Origin of the sequence: Pseudomonas sp. W15Feb34 (assembly GCF_023127765.1) — a bacterium.
In the GTDB taxonomy this organism is placed as follows: Bacteria; Pseudomonadota; Gammaproteobacteria; order Pseudomonadales; family Pseudomonadaceae; genus Aquipseudomonas; species Aquipseudomonas synxantha_A.
In genome coordinates this window covers 144,037-170,633 of sequence record NZ_SPKN01000044.1, presented here as the reverse complement: position 1 = coordinate 170,633, position 26,597 = coordinate 144,037, and the positions used below count along the sequence as shown (strand labels likewise).

21 protein-coding genes are annotated in these 26,597 nt (G+C 60.3%); 19 read left to right on the top strand and 2 right to left on the bottom strand.

The features are described 5' to 3' along the window. The first annotated feature begins 6 nt into the window (after positions 1-6). Positions 7-576 carry a lipocalin family protein gene (locus E4O97_RS20735; RefSeq protein WP_032878349.1) on the top strand — a complete coding sequence of 190 codons (570 nt, stop codon included), beginning with the start codon at positions 7-9 and terminating at the stop codon, positions 574-576. 111 nt (positions 577-687) lie between these two features. Here the strand turns inward: E4O97_RS20735 and E4O97_RS20730 are convergent, their stop codons facing one another. Further along, entirely contained in the window at positions 688-2,052 is a 1,365-nt protein-coding gene (locus E4O97_RS20730) for a formimidoylglutamate deiminase (RefSeq protein ID WP_032878347.1), read from the bottom strand. Positions 2,053-2,199: 147 nt separating this feature from the next. Here E4O97_RS20730 and hutC point away from each other — a divergent pair, with 147 nt between their 5' ends. From hutC to hutG, 12 genes are all read left to right on the top strand, one after another. Beyond that, positions 2,200-2,910, top strand: coding sequence for a histidine utilization repressor (hutC, locus tag E4O97_RS20725; RefSeq protein ID WP_171905445.1), 711 nt, complete (start codon positions 2,200-2,202; stop codon positions 2,908-2,910). Then, positions 2,907-3,467 (top strand): HutD family protein, encoded by a 561-nt coding sequence (locus E4O97_RS20720; RefSeq protein ID WP_148853049.1) that lies wholly within the window; start codon positions 2,907-2,909, stop codon positions 3,465-3,467. Before hutC ends, E4O97_RS20720 begins: the two co-directional genes overlap by 4 nt. 406 nt (positions 3,468-3,873) lie before the next feature. Next, on the top strand, positions 3,874-5,544 hold the full coding sequence (gene hutU / locus E4O97_RS20715; RefSeq protein ID WP_032878345.1) for a urocanate hydratase: 1,671 nt from the start codon (positions 3,874-3,876) through the stop codon (positions 5,542-5,544). 140 nt (positions 5,545-5,684) lie between these two features. Beyond that, positions 5,685-7,130, top strand: coding sequence for a cytosine permease (locus tag E4O97_RS20710; protein ID WP_078820073.1), 1,446 nt, complete (start codon positions 5,685-5,687; stop codon positions 7,128-7,130). Positions 7,131-7,199: 69 nt separating this feature from the next. Next, positions 7,200-8,165 carry an ABC transporter substrate-binding protein gene (locus E4O97_RS20705; RefSeq protein WP_248162072.1) on the top strand — a complete coding sequence of 322 codons (966 nt, stop codon included), beginning with the start codon at positions 7,200-7,202 and terminating at the stop codon, positions 8,163-8,165. A 71-nt stretch (positions 8,166-8,236) separates the two neighbouring features. After that, positions 8,237-9,088 carry a proline/glycine betaine ABC transporter permease gene (locus E4O97_RS20700; RefSeq protein WP_032878340.1) on the top strand — a complete coding sequence of 284 codons (852 nt, stop codon included), beginning with the start codon at positions 8,237-8,239 and terminating at the stop codon, positions 9,086-9,088. Then, a complete protein-coding gene (locus E4O97_RS20695; protein ID WP_050549364.1) occupies positions 9,085-9,909 on the top strand; it encodes a glycine betaine/L-proline ABC transporter ATP-binding protein in 825 nt (274 codons plus the stop codon). The genes E4O97_RS20700 and E4O97_RS20695 overlap by 4 nt, the downstream gene beginning before the upstream one ends. A 121-nt stretch (positions 9,910-10,030) precedes the next feature. Beyond that, a complete protein-coding gene (gene hutH / locus E4O97_RS20690; protein ID WP_248162070.1) occupies positions 10,031-11,539 on the top strand; it encodes a histidine ammonia-lyase in 1,509 nt (502 codons plus the stop codon). Between the two features lie 32 nt (positions 11,540-11,571). Beyond that, on the top strand, positions 11,572-13,104 hold the full coding sequence (gene hutH, locus E4O97_RS20685) for a histidine ammonia-lyase (RefSeq protein WP_032878337.1): 1,533 nt from the start codon (positions 11,572-11,574) through the stop codon (positions 13,102-13,104). Positions 13,105-13,262: 158 nt separating this feature from the next. Continuing rightward, positions 13,263-14,672, top strand: coding sequence for an amino acid permease (locus E4O97_RS20680; RefSeq protein WP_032878336.1), 1,410 nt, complete (start codon positions 13,263-13,265; stop codon positions 14,670-14,672). 15 nt (positions 14,673-14,687) lie between these two features. Beyond that, positions 14,688-15,893 (top strand): imidazolonepropionase, encoded by a 1,206-nt coding sequence (gene hutI, locus E4O97_RS20675; RefSeq protein ID WP_248162069.1) that lies wholly within the window; start codon positions 14,688-14,690, stop codon positions 15,891-15,893. Between the two features lie 11 nt (positions 15,894-15,904). After that, a complete protein-coding gene (gene hutG / locus E4O97_RS20670; protein WP_078820075.1) occupies positions 15,905-16,705 on the top strand; it encodes an N-formylglutamate deformylase in 801 nt (266 codons plus the stop codon). 140 nt (positions 16,706-16,845) lie between these two features. Here hutG and E4O97_RS20665 read toward each other — a convergent pair whose 3' ends face one another. Further along, positions 16,846-18,231, bottom strand: coding sequence for a M10 family metallopeptidase C-terminal domain-containing protein (locus tag E4O97_RS20665; RefSeq protein ID WP_248162068.1), 1,386 nt, complete (start codon positions 18,229-18,231; stop codon positions 16,846-16,848). A 290-nt stretch (positions 18,232-18,521) separates the two neighbouring features. Here E4O97_RS20665 and pip point away from each other — a divergent pair, with 290 nt between their 5' ends. From pip to E4O97_RS20635, 6 genes are all read left to right on the top strand, one after another. Beyond that, a complete protein-coding gene (pip, locus tag E4O97_RS20660) occupies positions 18,522-19,493 on the top strand; it encodes a prolyl aminopeptidase (protein ID WP_005783969.1) in 972 nt (323 codons plus the stop codon). Further along, on the top strand, positions 19,490-19,927 hold the full coding sequence (dtd, locus tag E4O97_RS20655) for a D-aminoacyl-tRNA deacylase (protein ID WP_005783971.1): 438 nt from the start codon (positions 19,490-19,492) through the stop codon (positions 19,925-19,927). The genes pip and dtd overlap by 4 nt, the downstream gene beginning before the upstream one ends. A 266-nt stretch (positions 19,928-20,193) precedes the next feature. Beyond that, the gene (locus tag E4O97_RS20650; protein ID WP_005783973.1) at positions 20,194-21,930 is read left to right on the top strand and encodes a glucan biosynthesis protein G; all 1,737 of its coding nucleotides are present in this window, start codon (positions 20,194-20,196) and stop codon (positions 21,928-21,930) included. Further along, positions 21,923-24,493 carry a glucans biosynthesis glucosyltransferase MdoH gene (mdoH, locus tag E4O97_RS20645; RefSeq protein ID WP_005783974.1) on the top strand — a complete coding sequence of 857 codons (2,571 nt, stop codon included), beginning with the start codon at positions 21,923-21,925 and terminating at the stop codon, positions 24,491-24,493. Before E4O97_RS20650 ends, mdoH begins: the two co-directional genes overlap by 8 nt. Before the next feature lie 187 nt (positions 24,494-24,680). Continuing rightward, complete coding sequence (locus tag E4O97_RS20640; protein WP_032878330.1) at positions 24,681-25,481, top strand: transporter substrate-binding domain-containing protein; 801 nt, start codon at positions 24,681-24,683, stop codon at positions 25,479-25,481. Between the two features lie 219 nt (positions 25,482-25,700). Then, the gene (locus E4O97_RS20635; RefSeq protein WP_005783978.1) at positions 25,701-26,498 is read left to right on the top strand and encodes a transporter substrate-binding domain-containing protein; all 798 of its coding nucleotides are present in this window, start codon (positions 25,701-25,703) and stop codon (positions 26,496-26,498) included. Positions 26,499-26,597 lie beyond the last annotated feature (99 nt).

The following is a 26,597-nucleotide window of genomic DNA, read 5'->3' as shown; positions in this document are numbered from 1 at the left end:
AGAAGAATGATGCGTTTTGTTTTGTTCCTTTGCGCCAGCCTGTTTTTGGCGGGCTGCGCCAGCCATTCTGGCGATGATCTGCAACCCAAGACGGCAACCAACGTCAACCTCAAGCGTTACCAGGGCACCTGGTATGAGTTGGCCCGATTGCCGATGTACTTCCAGCGCAACTGCGCGCAGTCCGAGGCGCGTTACACCTTGCTGCCGGATGGCGACATGTCGGTGTTCAACCGCTGCCTGACGCCTGAATGGAAGTGGCAAGAAGCCAAAGGCACGGCCACGCCGCAGGTGCCTGGCAAAACCGACAAGCTCTGGGTGGAATTCAATAACTGGTTTACGTCACTGTTGCCGGGCGTTGCCAAGGGCGATTACTGGGTGCTGTATGTCAGCGATGACTACAAGACCGCCATCGTCGGCAGCCCGAGCCGGCGCTATATGTGGATCCTGTCGCGCACGCCGACGGTGAGTGCCGAGACGCGTGAAGACCTGTTGAGCAGGGCGCGACAGCAGGGGTATGACACTACGCGGTTGATCTGGCGTACTTCAGATAAACAAATGGCCAAGAGTTCGCAGTAATCAAATGTGGGAGGGGGCTTGCTCCCGATGCAGTGTGTCAGCCAGTACATCTGATACTGACACACCGCTATCGGGAGCAAGCCCCCTCCCACATTTGTTAGGTGTTGGCCGTTAGCCCAACAAAGCCTTCAAGACCTGGGTGAATGCCCGGTTGCTTTCCTCTTCACCGGCATGATGCCCATCCCGCACCACCCACTTGCCATTGACCAGCACATCGCGCACCTGCCGATCGCCACCAGCGAAGAGCCAGCGATTGAGAATCCCATCCTCACTGGCGGTCGCCAGGTACGGGTCGCTACCGTCCAGCACAATCCAATCCGCCCGCTTGCCGACTTCCAGCCGCCCGATCGGCTGGCCAAGCGCCTGTGCGCCACCATCCAGCGCAGCATCGAACAGCGTGCGGCCAACCATTGGCTGATCACTGCGATACAGGCGATTACGCCGTTGATCGCGAAGACGCTGGCCGTATTCCAGCCAACGTAATTCCTCCACCACGCTCAGTGAAACATGGCTGTCGGAGCCGATACCCATGCGTCCGCCCTGGGCAAGGAAATCCACCGCCGGGAAAATCCCATCGCCCAGGTTGGCTTCGGTGGTCAGGCACAAACCGGCAATCGCTCGGCTGTTGGCCATGCGCGTCACTTCGTCAGCATCGGCATGAGTGGCGTGCACCAGGCACCAGCGCTCGTCCACTTCAACGTTGTCATACAGCCATTGCAGCGGGCGCTTGCCGCTCCAGGCCAGGCAATCGTCGACTTCTTTTTGCTGCTCGGCGATATGGATATGCACCGGGCAGGTCTTGTCACTGGCCGCCAGCACTTGCTGGATCTGTTCGGGGGTGACCGCACGCAGGGAGTGGAAACACAGGCCCAGTTGCTGCGCAGGTTGTGCCGCCAGGATCGGCTGCAAACGCGCTTGCAGGTCCAGGTAGTGCTCGGTGCTATTGATAAACCGGCGCTGCCCCTCATTCGGCGCCTGGCCACCGAAACCTGCGTGGGTATAGAGCACCGGCAGCAAGGTCAGGCCGATCCCGCTGCTGGCGGCTGCCAGGCTGATCTGGCGTGACAGTTCCGTACGGTCGGCATAAGGCTGGCCGTTGGTATCGTGATGCACATAATGAAACTCGGCCACCGAGGTGTACCCAGCCTTGAGCATTTCGATATACAGCTGGCGGGCGATGACCTGTAACTGCTCGGGGTTGATCTTGCCGACCATGCGGTACATCAGGTCGCGCCAAGTCCAGAAACTGTCATTGGGGTTGCCGGCCACTTCGGCCAGACCTGCCATTGCGCGCTGGAAGGCATGGGAATGCAGGTTTGGCATGCCCGCCAATACTGGGCCTCTGAGCCGTTCGGCAGCGTCTGCACTGGCATTGGGCTCAACATGGGTCAGCAGGCCATCGGCGCTGACTTCAAGACGTACATCGTTGGCCCATCCATTAGGCAGCAGCGCGCGTTCGGCAAAGAAAGCGGACATGATCAAGGCACCCCGGTCGTGTGTTTATTTGTATATACATATACAGACGTTTGCCTGCTCGGTAAACTCCGGCAATCTATGCATCTTTTTCCCCTGCAAGGATTCCTCGTGCCGACTCCGCCTGCCAAGTCTTCGCTGGCTGCCCACATGGACGAAAGTCCGGCGCCCTTGTATGCCCGCGTCAAACAGATGATCAGCCAGCAGATCCTCAACGGCAACTGGCCGCCCCATTACCGCGTGCCGTCGGAAAGCGAACTGGTCAGCCAGCTGGGTTTCAGCCGCATGACCATTAACCGCGCCCTGCGTGAGCTTACCGCCGAAGGTCTGCTGGTGCGCATGCAAGGCGTGGGTACGTTCGTGGCCGAGCCGAAGAGCCAGTCGGCGCTGTTTGAAGTGCACAACATTGCCGATGAAATCGCTTCCCGCGGGCATCGGCACACGTGCCAGGTCATCACCCTGGGCGAAGAGGCCGCGGGTTCCGAACGCGCCGTCGCCCTGGAAATGCGTGAAGGTGGGCGAGTGTTCCACTCGTTGATCGTGCATTACGAGAACGATATTCCCGTGCAAATCGAAGATCGTTTCGTCAACGCCCTGGTTGCGCCGCAATATTTGCAGCAGGACTTCACCCAGCAAACCCCCTATGCCTATCTGAACCAGGTCGCGCCGTTGACCGAGGGTGAGCATGTGGTCGAAGCGATCCTTGCCGACGCAGCCGAGTGCAAGCTGTTGCAGATCGAGCCGAGCGAGCCGTGCCTGTTGATTCGCCGTCGCACCTGGTCGGGTCGCCAGCCGGTAACCGCTGCGCGATTGATCCACCCCGGTTCCCGTCACAGCCTGGAAGGACGTTTCAGCAAATGAGTACAGTGAAGGTCTGGCGCGCCGCCGACTACGTGCGCATGCCGTGGAAAAACGGTGGCGGCAGCACCGAAGAAATCAGCCGCGACGCCGGCATCGGCCTGGATGGATTTGGCTGGCGTGTGTCGATTGCCGATATCGCCGAGTCGGGTGGTTTTTCCACCTTCGCCGGTTACCAGCGCGTGATCACGGTGATCAAGGGCGCGGGCATGGTGTTGACCGTGGACGGCGAGGAGCAGCGCGGCTTGTTACCGTTGCAGCCGTTCGCGTTCCAGGGTGAAAGCCAGGTTTCCTGCCGCTTGATCACTGGGCCGATCCGCGACTTCAACCTGATCTACTCGCCCGAGCGTTACCATGCACGGTTGCAGTGGGTGGACGGTGTGCAGCAGTTTTTCAGCACGGCGCAGACGGTGTTGGTGTTCAGCGTGGCGGATGAGGTGAAGGTGTTGGGCGAGAAGCTCGGCCATCACGATTGCCTGCAAGTGGACGGTAACACTGGCTTGCTGGATATCTCGGTCAGCGGCCGCAGCTGCGTAATCGAATTGACCGCACTCGGTTAAAAACTGTGGGAGCTGGCTTGCCTGCGATAGCGGTGTATCAGCCTAGGATGTGCTGACTGACACACTGCTATCGCAGGCAAGCCAGCTCCCACATTTGTTTTTGCATTGTTCACAAAATCTGTTTCCAGCCCGCGCACCAATTTGTTACCGAATGCCCCAGCGTGACGCAAAGCTGCGCCGACGTGCCCCATCCTCCTGGCCGCAAAACATCTCCGTAAGAAATTTCATCAAGCTTCCAGGCCTTTATTTTCAAGGCTTTTGCTCATCTTCGAAAAAAATCTGCAGGGCTCACCCAGAAAGTTGGCCGCTCGATTGCATATGCTTGTACATACAAGTAAAGATGTGTGCGTAAGAGCTTCCTTCGCACCATCCATGTTCGCGCATCGATCGCCGAGGAGTCCTAGCAGTGACCAAGTCTACAAAATACCGTGACGTCGAAATCCGCGCCGCCCGCGGTAACAAGCTCACCGCCAAAAGCTGGCTGACTGAAGCGCCGCTGCGCATGTTGATGAACAACCTCGACCCACAAGTGGCCGAGAACCCCAAGGAACTCGTGGTTTACGGCGGTATTGGCCGTGCGGCGCGCAACTGGGAATGTTACGACCAGATTGTCGAGAGCCTCACCCATTTGAACGATGACGAAACCCTGCTGGTGCAGTCCGGCAAGCCGGTCGGCGTGTTCAAGACCCACAGCAACGCCCCGCGCGTACTGATCGCCAACTCCAACCTGGTACCGCACTGGGCCAGTTGGGAGCACTTCAACGAACTGGATGCCAAGGGCCTGGCCATGTACGGCCAGATGACCGCCGGCAGCTGGATCTACATCGGTAGCCAAGGCATCGTCCAGGGCACCTATGAAACGTTCGTCGAAGCTGGCCGTCAGCACTACGATTCAAACCTTCAGGGCCGTTGGGTCCTCACCGCTGGCCTCGGCGGCATGGGCGGCGCGCAACCGTTGGCCGCGACCCTGGCCGGCGCCTGCTCGCTGAATATCGAGTGCCAACAGGTCAGCATCGACTTCCGCCTGGCCAGCCGCTATGTCGACGAACAAGCCACCGACCTCGATGACGCCCTGGCGCGCATCGCCAAGTACACCAAGGAAGGCAAGGCCATTTCCATCGCCCTGCTGGGCAACGCCGCCGAAATTCTGCCAGAGCTGGTCAAGCGTGGCGTGCGCCCGGACATGGTCACCGACCAGACCAGCGCCCACGACCCGCTCAACGGCTACCTGCCGGCCGGCTGGACCTGGGACGAATACCGCGCCCGCGCCAAAACCGAGCCGGCTGCCGTGATCAAGGCCGCCAAGCAGTCCATGGCCGTGCACGTCAAGGCCATGCTGGAATTCCAGAAGCAAGGCATCCCAACCTTCGACTACGGCAATAACATCCGCCAGATGGCCCAGGAAGAGGGCGTGGAAAATGCCTTCGACTTCCCGGGTTTCGTACCGGCCTACATTCGCCCGCTGTTCTGCCGTGGCATTGGCCCGTTCCGCTGGGCGGCGCTGTCTGGCGACCCGCAAGACATCTACAAGACCGACGCCAAAGTCAAAGAGTTGATCCCGGACGACGCCCACCTGCACAACTGGCTGGACATGGCCCGCGAGCGCATCAGCTTCCAGGGCCTGCCGGCACGTATCTGCTGGGTCGGCCTGGGCCAGCGCGCCAAGCTCGGCCTGGCCTTCAACGAAATGGTACGCAGCGGCGAGCTGTCCGCCCCTGTGGTGATCGGTCGTGACCACCTGGACTCCGGTTCCGTATCCAGCCCGAACCGCGAAACCGAGGCCATGCAGGACGGTTCCGATGCCGTGTCCGACTGGCCACTGCTCAACGCCTTGCTCAACACCGCCAGCGGCGCGACCTGGGTCTCGCTGCACCACGGTGGTGGCGTGGGCATGGGCTTCTCTCAGCACTCAGGCATGGTGATCGTCTGCGACGGTACCGATGAAGCGGCCGAGCGGATTGCGCGGGTGCTGCATAACGACCCGGCGACCGGGGTGATGCGTCATGCCGATGCCGGTTATCAGATTGCTATCGATTGCGCCAAAGAGCAGGGCCTCAACCTGCCGATGATCAAGTGACCCATGTGGGAGGGGGCTTGCCCCCGATAGCGGCGGGTCAGTCATCTGATCTGTTGGCTGAGACACCGCAATCGGGGGCAAGCCCCCTCCCACATTGGATCGGCGGCAACCCCAAGACAATCCATCAGAGGTTGAACCACATGGCTGCAAACGACACTACCCCGTTGATCGAAAGGCGCTCGATCGACTACATCCCGGAAGCGGAAAGACACGGTCGTCTATTGAGCCAGTTCACCCTATGGATGGGTGCCAACCTGCAGATCACCGCGATTGTCACCGGGGCCCTGGCCGTGGTGCTGGGTGGTGATGTGTTCTGGTCGTTGATCGGCCTGCTCATCGGTCAACTGATCGGCGGCGGCGTCATGGCGCTGCACGCGGCGCAAGGCCCCAAGCTCGGCTTGCCGCAGATGATCTCCAGCCGGGTGCAGTTCGGCGTGTATGGCGCGGCTATCCCGATCGTGCTGGTGTGCTTGATGTACGTGGGTTTCACCGCGACCGGCACCGTGCTGTCGGGTCAGGCGCTGGGCCAATTGTTCGGAGTCAGCGACAGCGTAGGTATTCTGATTTTCGCCAGTGTCATCGTGCTGGTCACCGTACTGGGTTACCGGGTGATCCACTTCATCGGCCGTGTCGCCAGCATCATCGGTGTGATTGCCTTTGTATATCTGTTCAGTCGCCTGATGAGCCAGACCGACGTTGGCGCGCTCCTGCAAATCCGCCACTTCAGCTGGAGCAGCTTTCTGTTGGCCGTGTCGCTTGCGGCCTCCTGGCAGATCGCTTTCGGCCCCTACGTGGCGGACTATTCGCGTTATCTGCCGAGCAACACGTCGTCAGTGAAAACCTTTCTCGCCGCCGGCGCGGGTTCGGTCATCGGCGCGCAGGTGGCAATGGTGCTCGGCGTGTTCGCCGCGGCCATGTCCAACGGCCAATTTGCCGGGCATGAAGTGGCCTACATCGTTGGCTTGAGCGGCACGGGGGCCACCGCTGCACTGCTGTACTTCAGCATCGCGTTCGGCAAGGTCACCATCTCCACGCTCAACTCCTACGGCAGCTTCATGTGCATCGCGACCATTATCAGCGGTTTCCGTGGCCGCCTGGAGGTTACGCGTCTGCAACGCCTGGTGTTCGTGCTCGCCATCGTCGGTACGGCAACCCTGATCGCCTTGCTCGGCCAGCACTCGTTTCTCGGTGCATTCAAGTCGTTCATCCTGTTCCTGCTGGCGTTTTTCACGCCCTGGAGCGCGATCAACCTGGTGGATTACTACTGCATCACCCGCGAGCGCTATGACGTGCCGGCACTGGCCGACCCGAACGGTCGCTATGGCCGCTGGAACCTCTTGGGTATCAGTGTCTATGTCTTCGGCGTGCTGGTGCAGTTGCCGTTCATCTCGACCAAGTTCTACACCGGCCCTTTGGTGGCCGCGCTGGGTGACGTGGATATTTCCTGGATCATCGGCCTGGTGCTGCCCGCGGCCCTCTATTACGTGTGTGCGAAAAAATGGCACGGCACGGTACCCGATCACCTGATCCTGCCAAAAGAGCAGGGCGCTTTACCCACAACAGACGGGCTGGCTGCACAAGCCTGATGGGACGTGGACAAGGCAGGACGCCTTTTGACTGCCGTAATCCATTTCATGATTGGGAGCGTCACAACAATGAAAATGCATAAGACCCTGCTGACTACGTTGCTCTCTGCGGGCTTGCTGGCGAGTGCCGGCGCCCAGGCGGCCGGCTGGTGCGAATCCGGCAAACCGGTGAAATTCGCCGGCCTGAATTGGGAAAGCGGCATGTTGCTCACCGACATCCTGCAAACCGTGCTGGAAAAAGGCTACGACTGCAAAACCGACAGCCTGCCAGGCAATTCCATCACCATGGAAAACGCCTTGAGCAGCAACGATATTCAGGTGTTCGCCGAAGAGTGGGTGGGCCGCAGCGAGGTCTGGAACAAGGCCGAAAAGGCCGGCAAAGTCGTCGGCGTAGGTGCCCCGGTGGTCGGCGCGGTGGAAGGCTGGTACGTGCCGCGTTATGTGATCGAGGGCGACGCCAAGCGCAAGCTGGAAGCCAAGGCCCCGGACCTGAAAAACATCTCCGACCTGGCCAAATACGCCTCGGTGTTCAAGGACCAGGAAGAGCCCTCCAAGGGCCGTTTCTACAACTGCCCGGCCGGCTGGACCTGTGAGCTGGACAACAGCGAAATGCTCAAGAGCTACGGCCTGGAAAGCACCTACACCAACTTCCGCCCAGGCACCGGCCCGGCGCTGGATGCGGCGGTGCTGTCGAGCTACAAGCGCGGCGAACCGATCCTGTTCTACTACTGGTCACCGACACCGCTGATGGGCCAGGTCGACCTGGTCAAGCTGGAAGAAAAGCCCGGCGTGGATAAGAGCGTAAGCATCAAGGTCGGCCTGTCCAAGACCTTCCACGAACAAGCGCCAGAACTGGTGGCCGTGCTGGAAAAGGTCAACCTGCCCATCGACCTGCTCAACCAGAACCTCGGCCGCATGGCCAAGGAGCGAATCGAGTCGCCGAAACTGGCGAAAATTTTCCTCAAGGAACATCCTGAAGTCTGGCACGCCTGGGTGAGCGACGACGCAGCCAAGAAAATCGAAGCGGCCTTGTAGGTCAAGTGTGCACGGCTACCCTCAGGGGTGGCCGGGCGGCTGGCCACAACCCACTGGATCGAGAGCACGATATGTTTCCTGAGAGTTTTACGTTTTCCATCGCCGACTGGGTCAACGGTTGGGTGGACTCGCTGGTCACCAACTACGGCGATGTGTTCCGGCACATCTCCGACACCCTGCTATGGGCCATCGTCAACCTGGAAGGCCTGCTCCGCATGGCGCCCTGGTGGCTGATGCTGGCCATTGTCGGGGGCATCGCCTGGCACGCCACGCGCAAGCTGGTGACCACAGCGGTGATCGTCGGTTTGCTGTTCCTGGTGGGCGCGGTTGGCCTGTGGGACAAGCTGATGCAAACCCTGGCACTGATGATGGTCGCCACGGTGATCTCGGTGCTGATCGGCATTCCCCTGGGCATCCTGTCGGCGCGCAGCAATCGCCTGCGTTCGGTGCTGATGCCGTTGCTGGACATCATGCAGACCATGCCCAGCTTCGTGTACCTGATCCCGGTGCTGATGTTGTTCGGCCTGGGCAAGGTGCCGGCGATTTTCGCCACGGTGATCTACGCCGCGCCGCCGCTGATTCGCCTGACGGACCTGGGCATTCGCCAGGTCGATGGCGAGGTCATGGAAGCCATCAACGCCTTTGGCGCCAACCGCTGGCAGCAACTGTTCGGCGTGCAACTGCCGCTGGCGCTGCCGAGCATCATGGCCGGGATCAACCAGACCACCATGATGGCGCTGTCGATGGTGGTAATCGCCTCGATGATCGGCGCCCGCGGCTTGGGTGAAGACGTGCTCGTCGGCATCCAGACCCTCAACGTCGGCCGTGGCCTGGAAGCCGGGCTGGCGATCGTGATTCTCGCAGTGGTCATCGACCGCATTACCCAGGCTTATGGCCGCCCACGGCATGAGGCGAGCAAATGACGACTGTCAGCAAAATCGAAGTAAAGAACGTCTTCAAGATCTTCGGCGCCCGTTCCAAGGACGCCCTGGCGATGGTCGGCCAGGGCAAGACCAAGGATCAGGTACTGGCCGAGACCGGTTGCGTGGTCGGCGTGAACGATCTGTCCTTGAGCATCGGCACGGGTGAGATCTTCGTGATCATGGGCCTGTCAGGTTCCGGCAAGTCCACCCTGGTGCGCCACTTCAACCGCCTGATCGATCCCACCAGCGGCGCGATCCTGGTGGACGGCGAAGACATCCTGCAACTGGACATGGAAGCCCTGCGCCAATTCCGTCGCCACAAGATCAGCATGGTGTTCCAGAGCTTCGGCCTGTTGCCCCACAAGAGCGTGCTCGACAACGTCGCCTACGGCCTCAAAGTGCGCGGTGAAACCAAGCAGGTATGCGCTGAGCGCGCCCTGCACTGGATCGAAACCGTGGGGCTCAAGGGCTACGAAAGCAAATACCCACACCAGCTTTCCGGCGGTATGCGCCAGCGTGTGGGCCTGGCCCGCGCCTTGGCCGCAGACACCGACATCATCCTGATGGACGAAGCCTTCAGCGCCCTCGACCCGCTGATCCGCGCAGAAATGCAGGACCAGTTGCTCGAGCTGCAAAAGACCCTGCACAAGACCATCGTGTTTATCACCCATGACCTCGACGAAGCCGTGCGCATTGGTAACCGCATTGCGATCCTCAAGGACGGCAAGTTGATCCAGGTCGGCACGCCGCGGGAGATTTTGCATTCGCCGGCGGACGAGTATGTGGATCGGTTTGTTCAGCGGCGGGCGGCGGTGGTCTGACGGACGCCATCGCAGGCAAGCCAGCTCCCACATTTGATTGGGTTCACACAGTTCAAATGTGGGAGCCGGGCTTGCCCGCGATGAGGCCGCCAAAGGTTTAGAGAATATGAAGAGGTCAACGATGTCCCAGGCAACCAAAATCATCATCGCCGACGCCCCGATGCGCTGGCAGGACGTCGCCGCCGTTGCTCGCCACGGCGCAGTGCTCGAACTCTCGGGCCACGCCTGGGCGCGCATCGACAATGCCCAGGCCATCGTGCAGCGCATCGTCGCCAGCGGCGAGCGCGCCTATGGCGTGAACACCGGCCTGGGCGCGTTGTGCAATGTGTCGCTTGAGGGCGGGCAACTGAGCCAACTGTCGCGCAATACGCTGCTCAGCCATGCCTGCGGCGTCGGCCCGGTGCTCAGCGACGAGCAGGCCCGCGCGATCATGTGCGCGGCAATCATCAACTACAGCCACGGTAAATCCGGCCTGCACCCGCAGGTGGTGCACGCGTTGCTGGCGCTGCTCAATCACGGCATCACGCCGCAAGTGCCATCCCAGGGTTCGGTGGGGTATTTGACCCACATGGCCCATGTCGGTGTGGCCTTGCTCGGCATCGGCAATGTGAGTTACCGCGGCCGGATCGTCACGGCGCAATACGCGTTGCAGGCTGAAGGCTTGCAGCCCGTGGTACTCGGTGCCAAGGATGGCCTATGCCTGGTCAACGGCACGCCGTGCATGACCGGCCTGAGTTGCCTGGCCCTGGCCGACGCGCACCACCTGTTGCAATGGGCCGACGTGATCGGCGCCATGAGTTTCGAAGCCCAGCGCGGCCAGATCGATGCCTTCGACGAAGAAATCATCGCCCTCAAGCCGCACCCGGGTATGCAGCAAGTGGGCAGCAACCTGCGTGCGTTGCTCGACGGCAGTGAGGTGATCGCCAGCAGCAAAGGTATCCGCACCCAGGACGCCTTGAGCATTCGCTCGATCCCGCAGATCCACGGCGCGGCCCGCGATCAGGTGGAGCACGCCACGCGCCAGATCGAGACCGAACTCAACAGCGCCACCGACAACCCTTTGGTGCTCGGCACGCCGGTCAGCTACCGCGTGGTGTCCCAGGCCAACCCCCACGGCCAGTCCGTGGCGCTGGCGGCCGACATGCTCGCCATCGCCATGGCCGAAATCGGCTCGGTGGCCGAGCGCCGCCTGGATCGCCTGATCAATCCGCACGTCAGCGGCTTGCCGGCCTTTCTGGTCAGCAACCCCGGGGTCAACTCCGGGATGATGATCGTGCAGTACGTCGCCGCGTCCTTGTGCGGGCAAAACCGCCAGTTGGCGCAACCGGCGGTGCTCGACAACTTCGTCACCTCGGGCCTGCAGGAAGACCACCTGAGCATGGGCACCAACGCCGCGCTCAAGCTGCACCAGGTATTGGCCAACGTCACCCAGATTCTTGCCATCGAATACTTGCTGGCGGCCCAGGCGTTCGAGTTCCTCAAGGACCAGCGCTTGGGCGCCGGTACCGACCACGCCTGGCGCTTGCTGCGCGAAGTGGTCCCCGCTTACGAGCAGGACCGCTGGCTGGCGCCGGATATTGCCGCCGCTGCCCAGTTGCTTAAAGACACTGCGTTACCGAATTTGCACTGAACACTTAAGAATAATTCACAAGGAGAACGAATGTGACTGCGCTAAACCTGATTCCAGGCCAACTGAGCCTCGCCCAACTGCGTGCCATCTACCAGCAGCCGGTAACCCTCAGCCTGGATGACAGCGCCTCGGCCCAGATCGAAGCCAGCGTTGCCTGCGTGGAGCAGATCCTCGCCGAGAACCGCACCGCCTATGGCATCAACACCGGTTTTGGCCTGCTGGCCTCGACCCGTATCGCCAGCGAAGACCTGGAAAACCTCCAGCGTTCACTGGTGCTGTCCCATGCTGCCGGCGTCGGTGAGCCGATCAGCGATGCGCTGGTGCGGCTGGTCATGGTGCTCAAGGTCAACAGCCTGAGCCGTGGTTTCTCCGGGATCCGTCGCCAGGTGATCGACGCGCTGATTGCGCTGATCAACGCCCAGGTGTACCCGCACATTCCGCTCAAGGGTTCGGTCGGTGCATCCGGTGACCTGGCGCCATTGGCGCATATGTCCCTGGTGCTGCTCGGCGAAGGCAAGGCGCGCTACAAAGGCGAATGGCTGGACGCGACCGCAGCGCTGAAAGTGGCTGGCCTCACACCGCTGACCCTGGCCGCCAAAGAGGGCCTGGCCCTGCTCAACGGTACCCAGGTGTCCACCGCTTATGCATTGCGCGGCCTGTTCGAAGGTGAAGACCTGTTCGCCGGCGCCCTTGCCTGCGGCGGCCTCACCGTAGAAGCCGTACTGGGTTCGCGCTCGCCGTTCGATGCGCGTATTCATGCGGCGCGTGGCCAGCGTGGGCAGGTCGATGCGGCTGCGGCCTATCGTGACCTGCTGGGCGAAAGCAGCCAGGTCTCGCAGTCGCACCAGAACTGCGACAAAGTGCAAGACCCTTACTCCCTGCGTTGCCAGCCACAGGTCATGGGCGCCTGCCTGACCCAGTTCCGCCAGGCTGCCGAAGTGCTGGTGGTGGAAGCCAACGCGGTGTCGGATAACCCACTGGTATTTGCCGCCGAAGGCGATGTGATTTCCGGTGGCAACTTCCACGCCGAACCGGTGGCCATGGCCGCCGATAACATGGCCCTGGCGATTGCCGAAATCGGCTCCCTGAGCGAGCGACGCATCTCGTTGATGATGGACAAGCACATGTCGCAACTGCCACCGTTTTTGGTGGGCAATGGCGGGGTGAACTCCGGCTTCATGATTGCCCAGGTGACGGCTGCTGCGCTCGCCAGCGAGAACAAGGCGCTGGCCCATCCCCATAGCGTCGACAGCCTGCCGACCTCGGCGAACCAGGAAGACCACGTGTCCATGGCCCCGGCTGCGGGCAAGCGTCTGTGGGAAATGGCCGAGAACACCCGTGGCATCCTCGCGGTGGAATGGCTGGCAGCGTGCCAGGGCCTGGATTTGCGCGACGGCCTGAAGACCTCGCCGAAACTTGAAAAAGCCCGCGGCATCCTGCGCGATAAGGTGGCGTTCTATGACAAGGATCGCTTCTTCGCCCCAGACATCAACGCCGCCAGCGAACTGCTCGCCACCCGCTGCCTGAATGAGCTGGTACCGGCCAAGTTGCTGCCGAGCCTTTAAGCACCCCGGTACCCAATGTGGGAGCTGGCTTGCCTGCGATAGCGGTGTGTCTGCGCCAGATGGGCTGGCTGGAAGTCCGCCATCGCAGGCAAGCCAGCTCCCACATTGATTTTCGCCAGATTCAGATTTTCTCGGGATAAGAATAATAGGGAAGAGAAATGCACCAGCCAGAAAAAGGTTTGAAACGCGGGCTCAACGCCCGACATATTCGCTTCATGGCACTCGGTTCCGCGATCGGCACCGGGCTGTTCTATGGTTCTGCCTCCGCTATCCAGATGGCCGGCCCCGCCGTGCTGCTGGCTTACCTCATCGGCGGCGCCGCCGTGTTCATGGTGATGCGCGCCCTCGGTGAAATGGCCGTGCACAACCCGGTGTCCGGCTCGTTCGGCCACTACGCCAGCACTTACCTGGGGCCCATGGCGGGGTTTATCCTCGGCTGGACCTACGCCTTTGAAATGATCATCGTCTGCCTGGCCGACGTCACCGCGTTCGGTATCTACATGGGCTTCTGGTTTCCCGAGGTGGCCCGTTGGGTCTGGGTGCTGGGCATCGTGTTTTTGATCGGCGGCCTGAACCTGTGCAACGTCAAGGTCTTTGGCGAAATGGAGTTCTGGCTGTCGTTGCTCAAGGTCGGTGCCATCGTGGCGATGATCCTCGGCGGTTTCGGCATCATGCTGTTCGGCATTCACTCGGCGGGTGAAACCCAGGCTAGCGGCCTGAGCAACCTGTGGGCGCACGGCGGCTTCATGCCCAACGGCATTGGTGGCTTGATCGCCTCGTTTGCGGTGGTGATGTTTGCGTTCGGCGGTATCGAAATCATCGGCATCACTGCCGGTGAAGCCAAGGACCCGCAGCGAGTGATCCCCAAGGCGATCAACGCGGTACCGCTGCGTATCCTGTTGTTCTACGTGCTGACCCTGTTCGTGCTGATGGCGATCTACCCGTGGCCGCAAATTGGCAGCCAGGGCAGCCCGTTCGTGCAGATCTTCAGTAACCTGGGGATAGGCTCGGCGGCGACCATTCTCAATATCGTGGTGATCTCGGCGGCGGTCTCGGCCATCAACAGTGACATCTTCGGCGCCGGTCGCATGATGTACGGCCTGGCCCAGCAAGGGCAGGCGCCCAAGGGCTTTGCGCAGCTGTCCAAACAAGGCGTGCCGTGGATGACCGTGGTGGTGATGGGCGCCGCGTTGCTCGGCGGCGTGGTGCTCAACTACCTGATCCCGGAAAACGTCTTCCTGCTGATCGCTTCGATCGCCACCTTTGCCACCGTGTGGGTCTGGCTGATGATCCTGTTTACCCAGGTCGCCATGCGTCGCTCAATGACCAGGGAGCAGGTCGCCGAACTGAAATTCCCGGTGCCGTTCTGGCCCTATGCGCCGGCAGCGGCCATTGTGTTCATGCTGTTTGTGTTTGGTGTGCTCGGTTACTTCCCGGACACCCAGGCGGCCTTGATGGTCGGCGCTGTGTGGATCGTGCTGCTGATCGTCGCGTACCTGCTGTGGGTCAAGCCCGCTGCCGGGCAAGCGGCCAAGGTCCATTACGAACAGGCTTTGTCTCATCGATAACTTAGGGAGGCGTTGATGAAAACCCTTTGGCAACACTGCCACGTCGCAACCATGGCCCAAGGCAAATACTCGATTATCGAGGATGCCGCCATGGTGACAGCGGGCTCGCTGATCGAGTGGATCGGCCCGCGCAGCCAGGCACCTACGGCCGATTACGCCCAGGTGCATGACCTGCAAGGCGCGTGGGTCACCCCCGGGCTGATCGACTGCCACACCCATACCGTGTTTGGTGGCAATCGCAGCGGCGAATTCGAGCAGCGCCTCGAAGGCGTCAGCTACGCCGAGATCGCGGCCAAGGGCGGCGGGATTGCCAGTACCGTGCGTGCCACGCGTGCAGCCACGGAAGATCAATTGTTCCTGAGCGCTGAAAAACGTCTGCGCAGCCTTTTGCGTGACGGCGTGACTACCGTGGAGATCAAGTCCGGCTACGGCCTGGATCTGCCCAACGAGCGCAAGATGCTGCGCGTGGCCCGGCGCCTGGGTGAAGCGCTGCCGGTCAGCGTGCGCGCCACGTGCCTGGCCGCTCACGCGCTGCCGCCGGAGTACAAGGACCGCGCCGATGACTACATTGAGCACATCTGCAATGAGATGCTGCCGGCGCTGGCCGCAGAGGGCCTGGTGGATGCGGTGGATGCCTTCTGTGAATACCTGGCGTTTTCCCCCGAACAGGTCGAGCGCGTGTTCAAGGTTGCCCACCAGCTTGGCTTGCCGGTAAAGCTGCACGCCGAGCAACTCTCATCGCTGCACGGTTCCAGCCTGGCGGCGCGCTATCACGCGTTGTCGGCCGACCATCTTGAGTTCATGACTGAAGAAGATGCCATCGCCATGGCCGCTGCCGGCACGGTCGCCGTGTTGCTGCCGGGCGCTTTTTACTTCCTGCGCGAAACCCAGTTGCCGCCCATGGAGGCCCTGCGCAAGCACGGCGTGAAGATCGCCATCGCCAGCGACCTCAACCCCGGCACTTCCCCTGCGTTGTCGGTGCGTCTGATGCTGAACATGGCCTGCACCCTGTTCCGCATGACTCCCGAAGAAGCCTTGGCCGGTGCCACGCAACACGCCGCCACCGCGTTGGGCATGGGCGACACCCATGGCTCCCTGGAAGCGGGCAAGGTCGCTGACTTTGTCGCCTGGCAGATTGATCGCCCCGCTGACCTGGCCTACTGGCTGGGCGGCCAGCTGGATAAACGCGTTGTGCGCCACGGCGCCGACGTCACTGTGTAAGGAGTGGTGTTGTGGATAAGGTTCTGACATTCAAACAAGGCCGCGTACCGCTGCTGATCAGCATGCCCCACGCCGGCGTGCGCCTGACGCCTGCGGTCGAGGCCGGGTTGATTCCCCAAGCGCAAAGCCTGCCGGACACCGACTGGCATATTCCGCTGCTGTATGACTTTGCCGAAGAACTGGGCGCCAGCACCCTGGCGGCGGAGTACTCGCGGTTTGTCATCGACTTGAACCGGCCTTCCGACAACAAGCCGCTCTATGCCGGCGCTACCACTGGCCTGTACCCGGAGACGCTGTTCGATGGTGTGCCCTTGTTCCGCGAGGGGCTGGAGCCGAACGAGACCGAGCGCGCCAGTTACTTGCAGAAAATTTGGGGCCCATATCACCGCACGCTGCAGGAGGAACTGGCACGGCTCAAGGCCGAATTCGGCTACGCGTTGCTGTTCGATGCGCACTCGATCCGCTCGGTGATCCCGCACCTGTTCGACGGCAAGCTGCCGGACTTCAACCTCGGCACCTTCAACGGCGCTGCCTGTGATCCCGAGTTGGCCAGCCAACTGGAAGCCATCTGCGCCGGGCATCCGCAGTACAGCCATGTGTTGAACGGGCGCTTCAAGGGCGGGCATATCACCCGTCACTACGGCAATCCCGCGCAGGATGTTCATGCGGTGCAGTTGGAGTTGGGGCAATGCACGTATATGGAAGAGGTTGAGCCGTTTCGGTATCGGGCGGATTTGGCTGAGCCGACGCGGGAGGTATTGAAGCAGTTGTTGCAAGGTTGTTTGGCCTGGGGGAAAAAGCAGTACGGCTGAAATCGCCACCGCAAGCCAGTCGCGCCTGCTGATCGTTGCCGGCCTGTGGATGACCGCTGTGATCGGTGGCTCGGCCAGGAATCGACAGCAGCGCTGAGGAGGCGGGCGGTGTTGCTAAGAGTTGCACGCGCGTTTGACCGTCACTGGACAATATCGCTTTGTTTCAGGTCGCCGTGCACCTTCACCTCCAGTGGCTGACCTTGGCCATCGAAGACCCGCAGTGTGCTGATGTTCTTGTGTGGGTCGTAGGATATGGAGGCGTCGCCTTTTTGCATCTGCGCCGATTTGCCATCGACAAATCGCAATGGGGCGTCTCCGATTTTACTGCGTATGCCCGACACATCGACCTTGTCCTTGCCGCTTTCAAAATCCATGATTTCGTCGGTTCCATCCACGCTGTTCGATTCAGTCCAACTACCATAAACATAGGTGTCGGCACCTTTTCCGCCCCACAGTTTATCCGCGCCTCTGCCACCATCAATAATGTCGTCGCCATCACCACCCTTGAGTATGTTGTCGGCGTCGTTACCGATTATCAGGTCATTGCCTTTGCCACCAATCGCGTTTTCGATGATGACGCCCCGGGCAATAGAGAGGTTTCGATCGCGACCATTGGCATTGGTGAAGGTGCCAGGCGTCAGGTTGATCTTTTGGTTTTTCTGATAGCCGGATAAATCCAGTGTGTCGTTGCCGCCGCTATCCCAAAGGGTACCTCTGAGCTCATCCTTGTCGGACTTGAGCTTGAGGAAGTTTCGGTTGGCGTTGGAGTTGAAGCCGTAGACGGTGTCCTCTTTGCGAGTATTGTGGTTCACACCGTACCGGGTCTGTATGGCGGTGATGTCATCCTGTAGGGGGGACTTCGCAACCGAGCCATGCTGGTATTTGCTCATAATGGTGTGGGAACGGGAATCTTCCACATAACCGAGTTTTTGCTGTTCATATTTTGTTCCGTAGTTGCCTCCTGGATGCTTCAAGCCAAGCGTGTGGCCGACTTCATGGATCAGAGTCGTCATGCCGCTCGGGCCTGCACTTTCTTTTTCTGTGGTCCAGACATGCGCCGTTAGCCTGTCTTTCGTCGGCGGCAAGGCGTGGGGGTTGAAAGGGGTGTACTGACCTTTGTGATTCAGTCTGGTTTTGAAGTTGCCGAAGTTGATATGACCTTCGCTTTGTTCATTTCTCGGCCCTTCTACAAATTTCACGTTTGTCACATCTTCCCAGAGCTTGAGTGCCTCGCGGGTTTTGGCTTTGTTTGCTTCGGACACATCAGTCACGCCTTGGTAACTGTCATGTTGCCCTTCAGGTTTATCGGAGCCGGGGGTAAATGAATAGGTGATGGTGATGACGCCATCGCCGTTCTTATCCTTCCAGATCGGATTCGGGCTTATCAGTCGCGCAGTGGCTTCCTCTGCGGTCTTGGACTTCAGGCCGTTGATTTCGATGTGCCCGCCACGATCATCACGACGCCTGAACTGTTCAACTTGTTGATATGTGGCACTTCCTTGCGGGGGAAGTCTGCTGATCGACATGGGATTCTCTATTCAAAGTTGGCGAGCTCTGAGCTTGGCGATGTCGAATCCAGTCGCAATTAAGAGTTTTCCGCAGTAGTGAGATGTCTTGCTCGCTGATTTGTAGGAAAGGGCAGTGACGCAATTGCAGCAACTCGACGATAACGTGCTGCATTACCTGAGCAGCGAAGGGCTGACACAGGTCTAAGCGCTCAATGACATGCTCATTGCACAATTCGGGTTTATGATGCGAGACGGCAAAATAATAGACGTCCCCCCAGGGATGAACCCGACACCCTACGGAGCGCGCAATGCAGACTTGGTACCCGCAGATCAAACCCTACGCCCGGCATGATCTGGCAGTCGATGACACCCACACGCTGTATGTCGATGAAAGTGGCTCTCCCGAGGGCTTGCCCGTCGTGTTCATCCACGGGGGGCCAGGTGCCGGTTGCGACGCCCAGAGCCGCTGCTATTTCGATCCGAACCTCTACCACATCGTCACCTTCGACCAGCGTGGCTGCGGGCGCTCCACCCCCCGCGCCAACCTTGAGAACAACACCACCTGGGATCTGGTCGCCGACCTTGAGCGCATCCGCGAGCACCTGGGCATCGACAAATGGGTGCTGTTCGGCGGCTCCTGGGGTTCAACCCTGGCCCTGGCCTACGCACAAACCCATCCAGAGCGTGTGCTTGGCCTGATTGTGCGCGGCATCTTCCTGGCCCGCCCGCAGGATATTCACTGGTTCTACCAAGAGGGCGCGAGCCGTCTTTTCCCGGACTACTGGCAGGACTACCTGGCGCCAATCCCGGTGGAAGAACGCCACGACATGATTGCCGCCTACCACAAGCGCCTCACCGGCAACGACCAGATCGCCCAGATGCATGCGGCCAAAGCCTGGTCGGGTTGGGAAGGGCGCATGCTCGGCCTGTGCCCGAGCCCGCAGCATGTGGAGCGTTTTTCCGAACCGCAACGCGCGCTGTCCATTGCGCGTATCGAGTGCCATTACTTCACCAACAACTCCTTCCTGGAGCCCAACCAGCTGATTCGCGATATGCACAAGATCGCCCATCTGCCGGGCATCATCATCCATGGTCGCTACGACATGATCTGCCCGCTGGATAACGCCTGGGAGCTGCATCAGGCCTGGCCCAACAGTGAATTGCAGGTGATTCGCGAGGCTGGCCATGCCGCGTCTGAGCCGGGCATCACCGACGCGCTGGTGCGCGCCACCGGCGAGATGGCACGGCGCCTGCTTGATCTGCCGCCTGAAGAAGCATGAAGGGCCTGTTGCAGCGGGTGCGTGGCGCCCGCGTCGAAGTAGCCGGTGAGGTCGTGGGGGCGATTGACCAAGGTTTGCTGGTGCTGGTCGCCGTCGAACCTACAGATACGCCCGAGAGCGCCGACAAACTGCTGCACAAGCTGCTTAACTACCGGGTGTTCAGTGACGCCGAGGGCAAGATGAACCTCTCGCTCAAGGATATCGGCGGCGGGTTGCTGCTGGTGTCGCAGTTCACCCTGGCGGCGGACACGAAGAGCGGGCTGCGGCCAAGCTTCTCCACCGCTGCCCCTCCGGCCTTGGGAGCGGCGCTTTTTGAGCACTTGTTGTTACAAGCGCAACAATTGCATGGCAAGGTGGCGTCAGGGCGTTTTGGCGCTGATATGCAGGTGCATTTGGTCAATGATGGCCCTGTGACCTTTCTCTTACAGACATGAATGTATGAAAAACGACTTTAATGCCTAAAAACGCAGGTTTTCGCTACAAATACTTCGCTGTCCCTGATGCGTTGTCTCGCGGGCTACTAGATAATCGCGCGCTACGGGGATCAGCGTTGTTTGGTCCATTTTTGACTTAGGTAGAGCCTTGTCCGATAGCCTTTGGGGAATCATTTTGCCTTGGGGGAGTCGGAACATTGCTCGCCAACCTGGCATATAGATAGCTGGCCGTTGGTTTTTTGATCTGTTTTCGGCGAGGGTTGCTCGTGATTGTTAGTCCCTGTAATGCACCAAAATTGTCTGCCAAACGGTTACGAAACGCACTGGTAACGGGCTCTGCCCTGTTTTGCCTGTTCGGCGCGGGTCAACTGTGGGCATTCAGTCTGGATGATGTGTCGGCCAAGGCAAAAGAGCTGGCCGGGCAGAAATACGAAGCTCCGCGCAGCAATCTGCCGAACGAATTCCGCGAAATGAAATTCGCTGACTACCAGAAGATTCGTTTCCGCAACGAAAAAGCCGAGTGGGCCGATCAGAACACCCCGTTCAAGCTGTCCTTCTATCACCAGGGTATGCATTTCGATACGCCGGTGAAAATCAATGAAGTCACCGCCGACAGCGTGCATGAAATCAAGTACGACCCGACTCGCTTCGATTTCGGTGACGTGAAATTTGATCCCAAAGCCACCGAACAGCTGGGCTATGCCGGTTTCCGTGTGCTTTTCCCGATCAACAAGGCCGACAAGCAAGACGAAATCATGACCATGCTCGGCGCGAGCTATTTCCGCGTCGTCGGCAAGGACCAGGTGTATGGCCTGTCTGCCCGTGGCATGGCTATCGATACCGCGCTGCCGTCCGGTGAAGAGTTCCCACGGTTCACCGAGTTCTGGATCGAGCGACCAAAGCCGGGCGACAAGCACCTGGTGATCTTCGCCCTGCTGGACTCGCCGCGCGCTACCGGTGCCTATCGCCTGATCCTGCGCCCCGGCACTGACACCGTGGTCGATGTGAAATCCCAGATGTTCCTGCGCGACAAGGTCAGCAAGCTGGGGGTTGCCCCGTTGACCTCGATGTTCCTGTTCGGCGCCAACCAGCCTTCCAAGGTGCTTAACTACCGTCGCGAGCTCCACGATTCCAGCGGCCTGTCGATCCACGCCGGCAATGGCGAGTGGATCTGGCGCCCGTTGAACAACCCTAAACACCTGTCGGTCAGCAACTTCAGCGTCGAGAACCCGCGTGGCTTCGGCCTGCTGCAACGTGGCCGCAACTTCAGCCACTACGAAGACCTGGACGACAACTACGACAAGCGCCCAAGCGCCTGGATCGAACCTGAAGGCGATTGGGGCAAAGGCTCCGTTGACCTGGTAGAGATCCCGACAGCCGATGAAACCAACGACAACATCGTGGCGTTCTGGAGCCCGGCCGAACTGCCGGAAGTCGGCAAGCCGCTGGACATCGCCTACCGTCTGCACTGGACCCTGGACGACGCTGCATTCCATTCGCCGGACAGCGCCTGGGTCAAGCAGACCCTGCGTTCTACCGGTGATGTGAAGCAATCCAACCTGATCCGTCAGCCCGATGGCAGCGTGGCCTACCTGGTGGACTTCGAGGGCCCGGCCCTGAAGAAACTGCTACCGGACGCCCCGGTGCGCAGCCAGGTGAGCGTGGGCGACAACGCCGAACTGGTTGAAAACAGTGTGCGCTACAACGAACACACCAAAGGCTGGCGCCTGACACTGCGTATGAAGATCAAGGACGCAGGCAAACCGACCGAAATGCGTGCGGCACTGGTGCAGGATGTGGTGCAACCAGCGCCTGAGCCGGTTTCCAATCACGTGTTGAAGGCTGACAAAGTCCTGGCCAAGCAGCACGAGAAACAGGCCAGGAAAGACGCAAAAGACAAGCAAGACCCGCAGCCAGAAGCTGCCCCAGCCACACCGGAGCCGGCCAAGACCGAACAAGTCCTGACCGAAACCTGGAGCTATCAGTTGCCTGCCGATGAGTAATTCAAATGTCCGGCCAGAGACTCTGAGCGAGTATCTGGCGCACCTCCCGTTGACCGCTGAGCAGCGCGCCGAGCTGGCGGGCTGCAACTCGTTCAGCGAATTGCACGAACGCTTGTCGTCGTCGACTTTCGACGCGCCGACTGAGGCCGCCCAGGCTTCGGTCGGCCGTCGCTTGACCCTCAACAGCGCCGAAGAGCTGCAAGACGCCGAGATGCTGGCGCTCGACGCCAGCGGTCGCGTGTGCCTTAAAGCCACGCCGCCGATCCGCCGGACCAAAGTGGTGCCCGAGCCTTGGCGCACCAACATCCTGGTGCGCGGCTGGCGCCGGATGACGGGTCGCACCAACCCGCCCAAGCCACCCAAGGATGAGCGCGTACTGCCCGCTGCCCGCTGGCGTACCGTGGGTTCGATCCGTCGCTATATCCTGCTGGTGTTGATGCTGGGCCAGACCATTGTCGCCGGCTGGTACATGAAAGGCATCATGCCGTACCAGGGCTGGTCGCTGGTCGACTTCGATGAAATCCGCAACCAGACCCTGCTGCAAACCGCCACTCAGGTAATGCCTTACGCGCTGCAAACCAGCATCCTGATCATGTTCGGGATTCTGTTCTGCTGGGTCTCGGCCGGTTTCTGGACCGCACTCATGGGCTTCCTGGAGCTGCTGACCGGTCACGATAAATACCGCATCTCCGGTAAAAGTGCCGGTAACGAGCCAATTCCGAAGGATGCGCGCACCGCACTGGTAATGCCGATCTGCAACGAAGACGTGCCGCGGGTATTCGCAGGTTTGCGTGCCACGTTCGAATCGGTAGCCGCCACCGGTGACCTGGATCGCTTCGATTTCTTTGTGCTCAGCGACAGTAACGACGCCGACATCTGCATCGCCGAACAGCAAGCCTGGCTCGACGTGTGCCGCGAAGCTGGCGGCTTTGGCAAGATCTTCTATCGCCGCCGCCGCCGTCGTGTAAAGCGCAAGAGCGGCAACCTCGACGACTTCTGCCGTCGCTGGGGTGGCGACTACAAATACATGGTCGTTCTCGACGCTGACTCCGTGATGAGCGGCGAATGCCTGACCAGCCTGGTACGCCTGATGGAAGCCACGCCGGATGCGGGGATTATCCAGACCGCGCCGCGGGCGTCGGGCATGGACACCCTGTATGCGCGTATGCAGCAGTTCGCTACCCGCGTATACGGCCCATTGTTTACCGCCGGCCTGCACTTCTGGCAGTTGGGTGAATCCCACTATTGGGGTCACAACGCCATTATCCGCATGAAACCGTTTATCGAACACTGCGCCCTGGCGCCGTTGCCAGGTAAGGGCGCATTCGCCGGTGCAATCCTTTCCCACGACTTCGTTGAAGCCGCGCTGATGCGCCGTGCCGGCTGGGGCGTGTGGATTGCCTACGACTTGCCGGGCAGTTACGAAGAACTGCCGCCGAACCTGCTGGACGAACTCAAGCGTGACCGTCGCTGGTGCCACGGTAACCTGATGAACTTCCGCCTGTTCCTGGTTAAAGGCATGCACCCGGTGCACCGTGCGGTGTTCCTGACCGGCGTGATGTCCTACCTGTCGGCGCCGTTGTGGTTCTTCTTCCTGGTGTTGTCCACGGCGTTGCTGGCGGTGAACACCCTGATGGAGCCGCAGTACTTCATGGCGCCGCGCCAGTTGTACCCACTATGGCCACAATGGCACCCGGACAAGGCGGTGGCGCTGTTCTCCACCACCATCGTGCTGTTGTTCCTGCCCAAGCTGCTCAGCATCATCCTGATCTGGGCCAAGGGTGCCAAGGAGTTCGGCGGCAAGTTCAAGGTGACCTTGTCGATGCTGCTGGAGATGCTGTTCTCCATGCTGCTGGCGCCGGTGCGGATGATTTTCCACACCCGTTTCGTCCTCGCCGCTTTCCTCGGTTGGGCTGCCACCTGGAACTCGCCGCAGCGTGACGACGACTCCACGCCTTGGAGTGAAGCGGTCAAGCGTCACGGCCCGCAAACTATCCTCGGCTTCCTGTGGGCGCTGTTGGTGGTGTGGTTGAACCCAAGTTTCCTGTGGTGGCTGGTGCCGATTGTCGGCTCGCTGATGCTGTCGATTCCGGTGTCGGTGATTTCCAGCCGGGTCAAGCTGGGCCTCAAGTCCCGTGACGAGAGCCTGTTCCTGATCCCCGAGGAGTACAATCCGCCGCAAGCGCTGCTGTCGACCGAGAAGTACACCCACGAAAACCGTTGGCACGCCCTCAATGACGGTTTCGTGCGTTCGGTGGTCGACCCGCAGCAGAACGCCCTGGCCTGTGCCTTGGCGACCTCGCGTCACCGTGAGGCCGAGCCGATCGAGTATCTGCGCATGGAGCGCGTTCGCCATGCGTTGAAAGTCGGCCCTGCCGGCCTCAACAACAGCGAACGCCTGGCCCTGCTCAGCGACCCGGTAGCCCTGGCTCGCCTGCATGAGCAGGTCTGGAACGAAGGTCATGCCGAGTGGCTCGGTGCCTGGCGTGCTTCGATCAAGGCAGATCCGCACGCGCCATTGCTGCCTCTGCAACCGCAGTCGCCGCAGGCCCAACCGGCCTGATTCAGACGCCCCCGAGGGCTCGCCTCGGGGGCGCTGCAGACGCTGGTCCTACAGCGTTTACAGTCGCTTCCTTTTATCCCTAACTCCTTGTTATTTCGAAACAAAAGACCTTTGATCGAGGCGTATTGTCGTGCCTGTCGCTGGGTTAGCATCGCCCCCCAAAATTTGACTCGCCACGGGGGCATTCATGATCAAAAGGTATTGTTCGGTATTGCTGGTTAGCGTTTTCCTATGGGCTTACGCGGGTCTGCTGAGTGCGGGCGCCCTGGACGATGCTGTTCGTCGCGGCGTGTTGAAGGTGGGGACCACGCCCAATTACGTGCCCTTCGAGATGCTCGATAAGCAGGGGCGCATCGTCGGTTTTGAAATTGACTTGCTCCGCGCCATGAGCCGTGCACTGGGCGTGGAACTTGAGCTGATTGCGGTGCCCTATACGGATTTGGTACCGGGGTTGATGGCGAAGAAATTCGACCTGATTGGCAGTGGCATGACCGTCACCCAAGAGCGCAACCTGAAGCTCAACTTCAGCGACTCTTTCATTGTGGTGGGTCAGACCGTGCTGCTGCACCCCCGCCTGGCCGGCATCGTTTCCAGCATCGAAGAACTGGACGACGCCAGCTACCGGGTGGTGACTATCCAGGGCACGACCGGAGAGGCAGCAGCCCAGCGTTTTCTGGGGGCTGCTCAACTGAGCACGGTGACGACCCCGGAAGACGGTGTGCGGCAGGTCGTGGAAGGCAAGTTCGATGCGTTTATCCATGATGCGCCCTACAACCTGATCGCGATGAGCCGGCCGCAGAACAGCGCCTTGTTGACACTGGAACAACCCTTCACCTTTGAGCCCCTGGCGTTTGGTTTGAAAAAGGGTGATTACGACAGCCTCAACTGGATCAATCACTTTCTCAACCAGATCGCTCAGGATGGCTCCTACGATCACCTGCATGACAAGTGGTTCAGGGACACGGCCTGGATGGCAGAGATTGAGTGATGGTCATAACTACTTACACATCAATCAATTGTCGAGGGGCCGCGTAGACGCGTCTACCCCTGCGCTTGACTGCGCCGCCGTAGGACTTTTACGACATACGCCGATAACATTTACCGCTGAAACCTTTGTGACGGACAACGAGTGGGTTAGGATCGCATCCCGAAATGGCGCAGCCCTTTTGTGCGCCGACCTTATAAGAATCGTTCAGGGGTCTTGAAGATGAAAAAGTATCTTTCGATGCTGATGCTCGGCGTCACCGCGATGGTCGCTGCCACTGCGGCCCAGGCCGGTGCCATCGACGATGCGGTCAAGCGCGGCACGTTGAAAGTCGGCATGGACCCGACCTACATGCCGTTCGAAATGACTGACAAGCGCGGTGAAATCATCGGCTTCGAAGTCGACATCCTCAAGGCCATGGCCAAGTCCATGGGGGTCAAGCTGGAGCTGGTGTCCACCGGTTATGACGGCATCATCCCGGCCTTCCTGACCGGCAAGTTCGACATGATCGGCAGCGGCATGACCCTGACCCAGGAGCGCAACCTGCGCCTGAACTTCAGCGAACCCTTCATTGTGGTCGGCCAGACCCTGCTGATCCGCAAGGACCTGGAAGGCACCATCAAGTCCTACAAAGACCTGAACGATGAGAAATACCGTCTGACCTCCAAGCTCGGCACCACCGGTGAGATGGTCGCCAAAAAGCTGATTTCCAAGGCCAAGTACCACGGCTACGACAACGAGCAGGAAGGCGTGCTGGATGTGGTCAACGGCAAGGCTGACGCCTTCGTCTATGACGCACCGTATAACGTAGTAGCCGAGAAGAAAGTCGGCAACGGCAAGCTGGTGTTCCTGGAAGAACCCTTCACCTTTGAACCCCTGGCCTTCGGTTTGAAGAAAGGCGATTACGACAGCATCAACTTCATCAATAACTTCCTGCACCAGATCCGTAACGACGGCACCTACGATCGTATCCATGACAAGTGGTTCAAGAGCTCCGAGTGGCTCAAGGACATGGAATAAGGCCTGACACCGAGTTGCCTGCATCGCAGGCAAGCCAGCTCCCACATTTGACTGTATTTACACATCAAATGTGGGAGCTGGCTTGCCCTCGATGGCGGC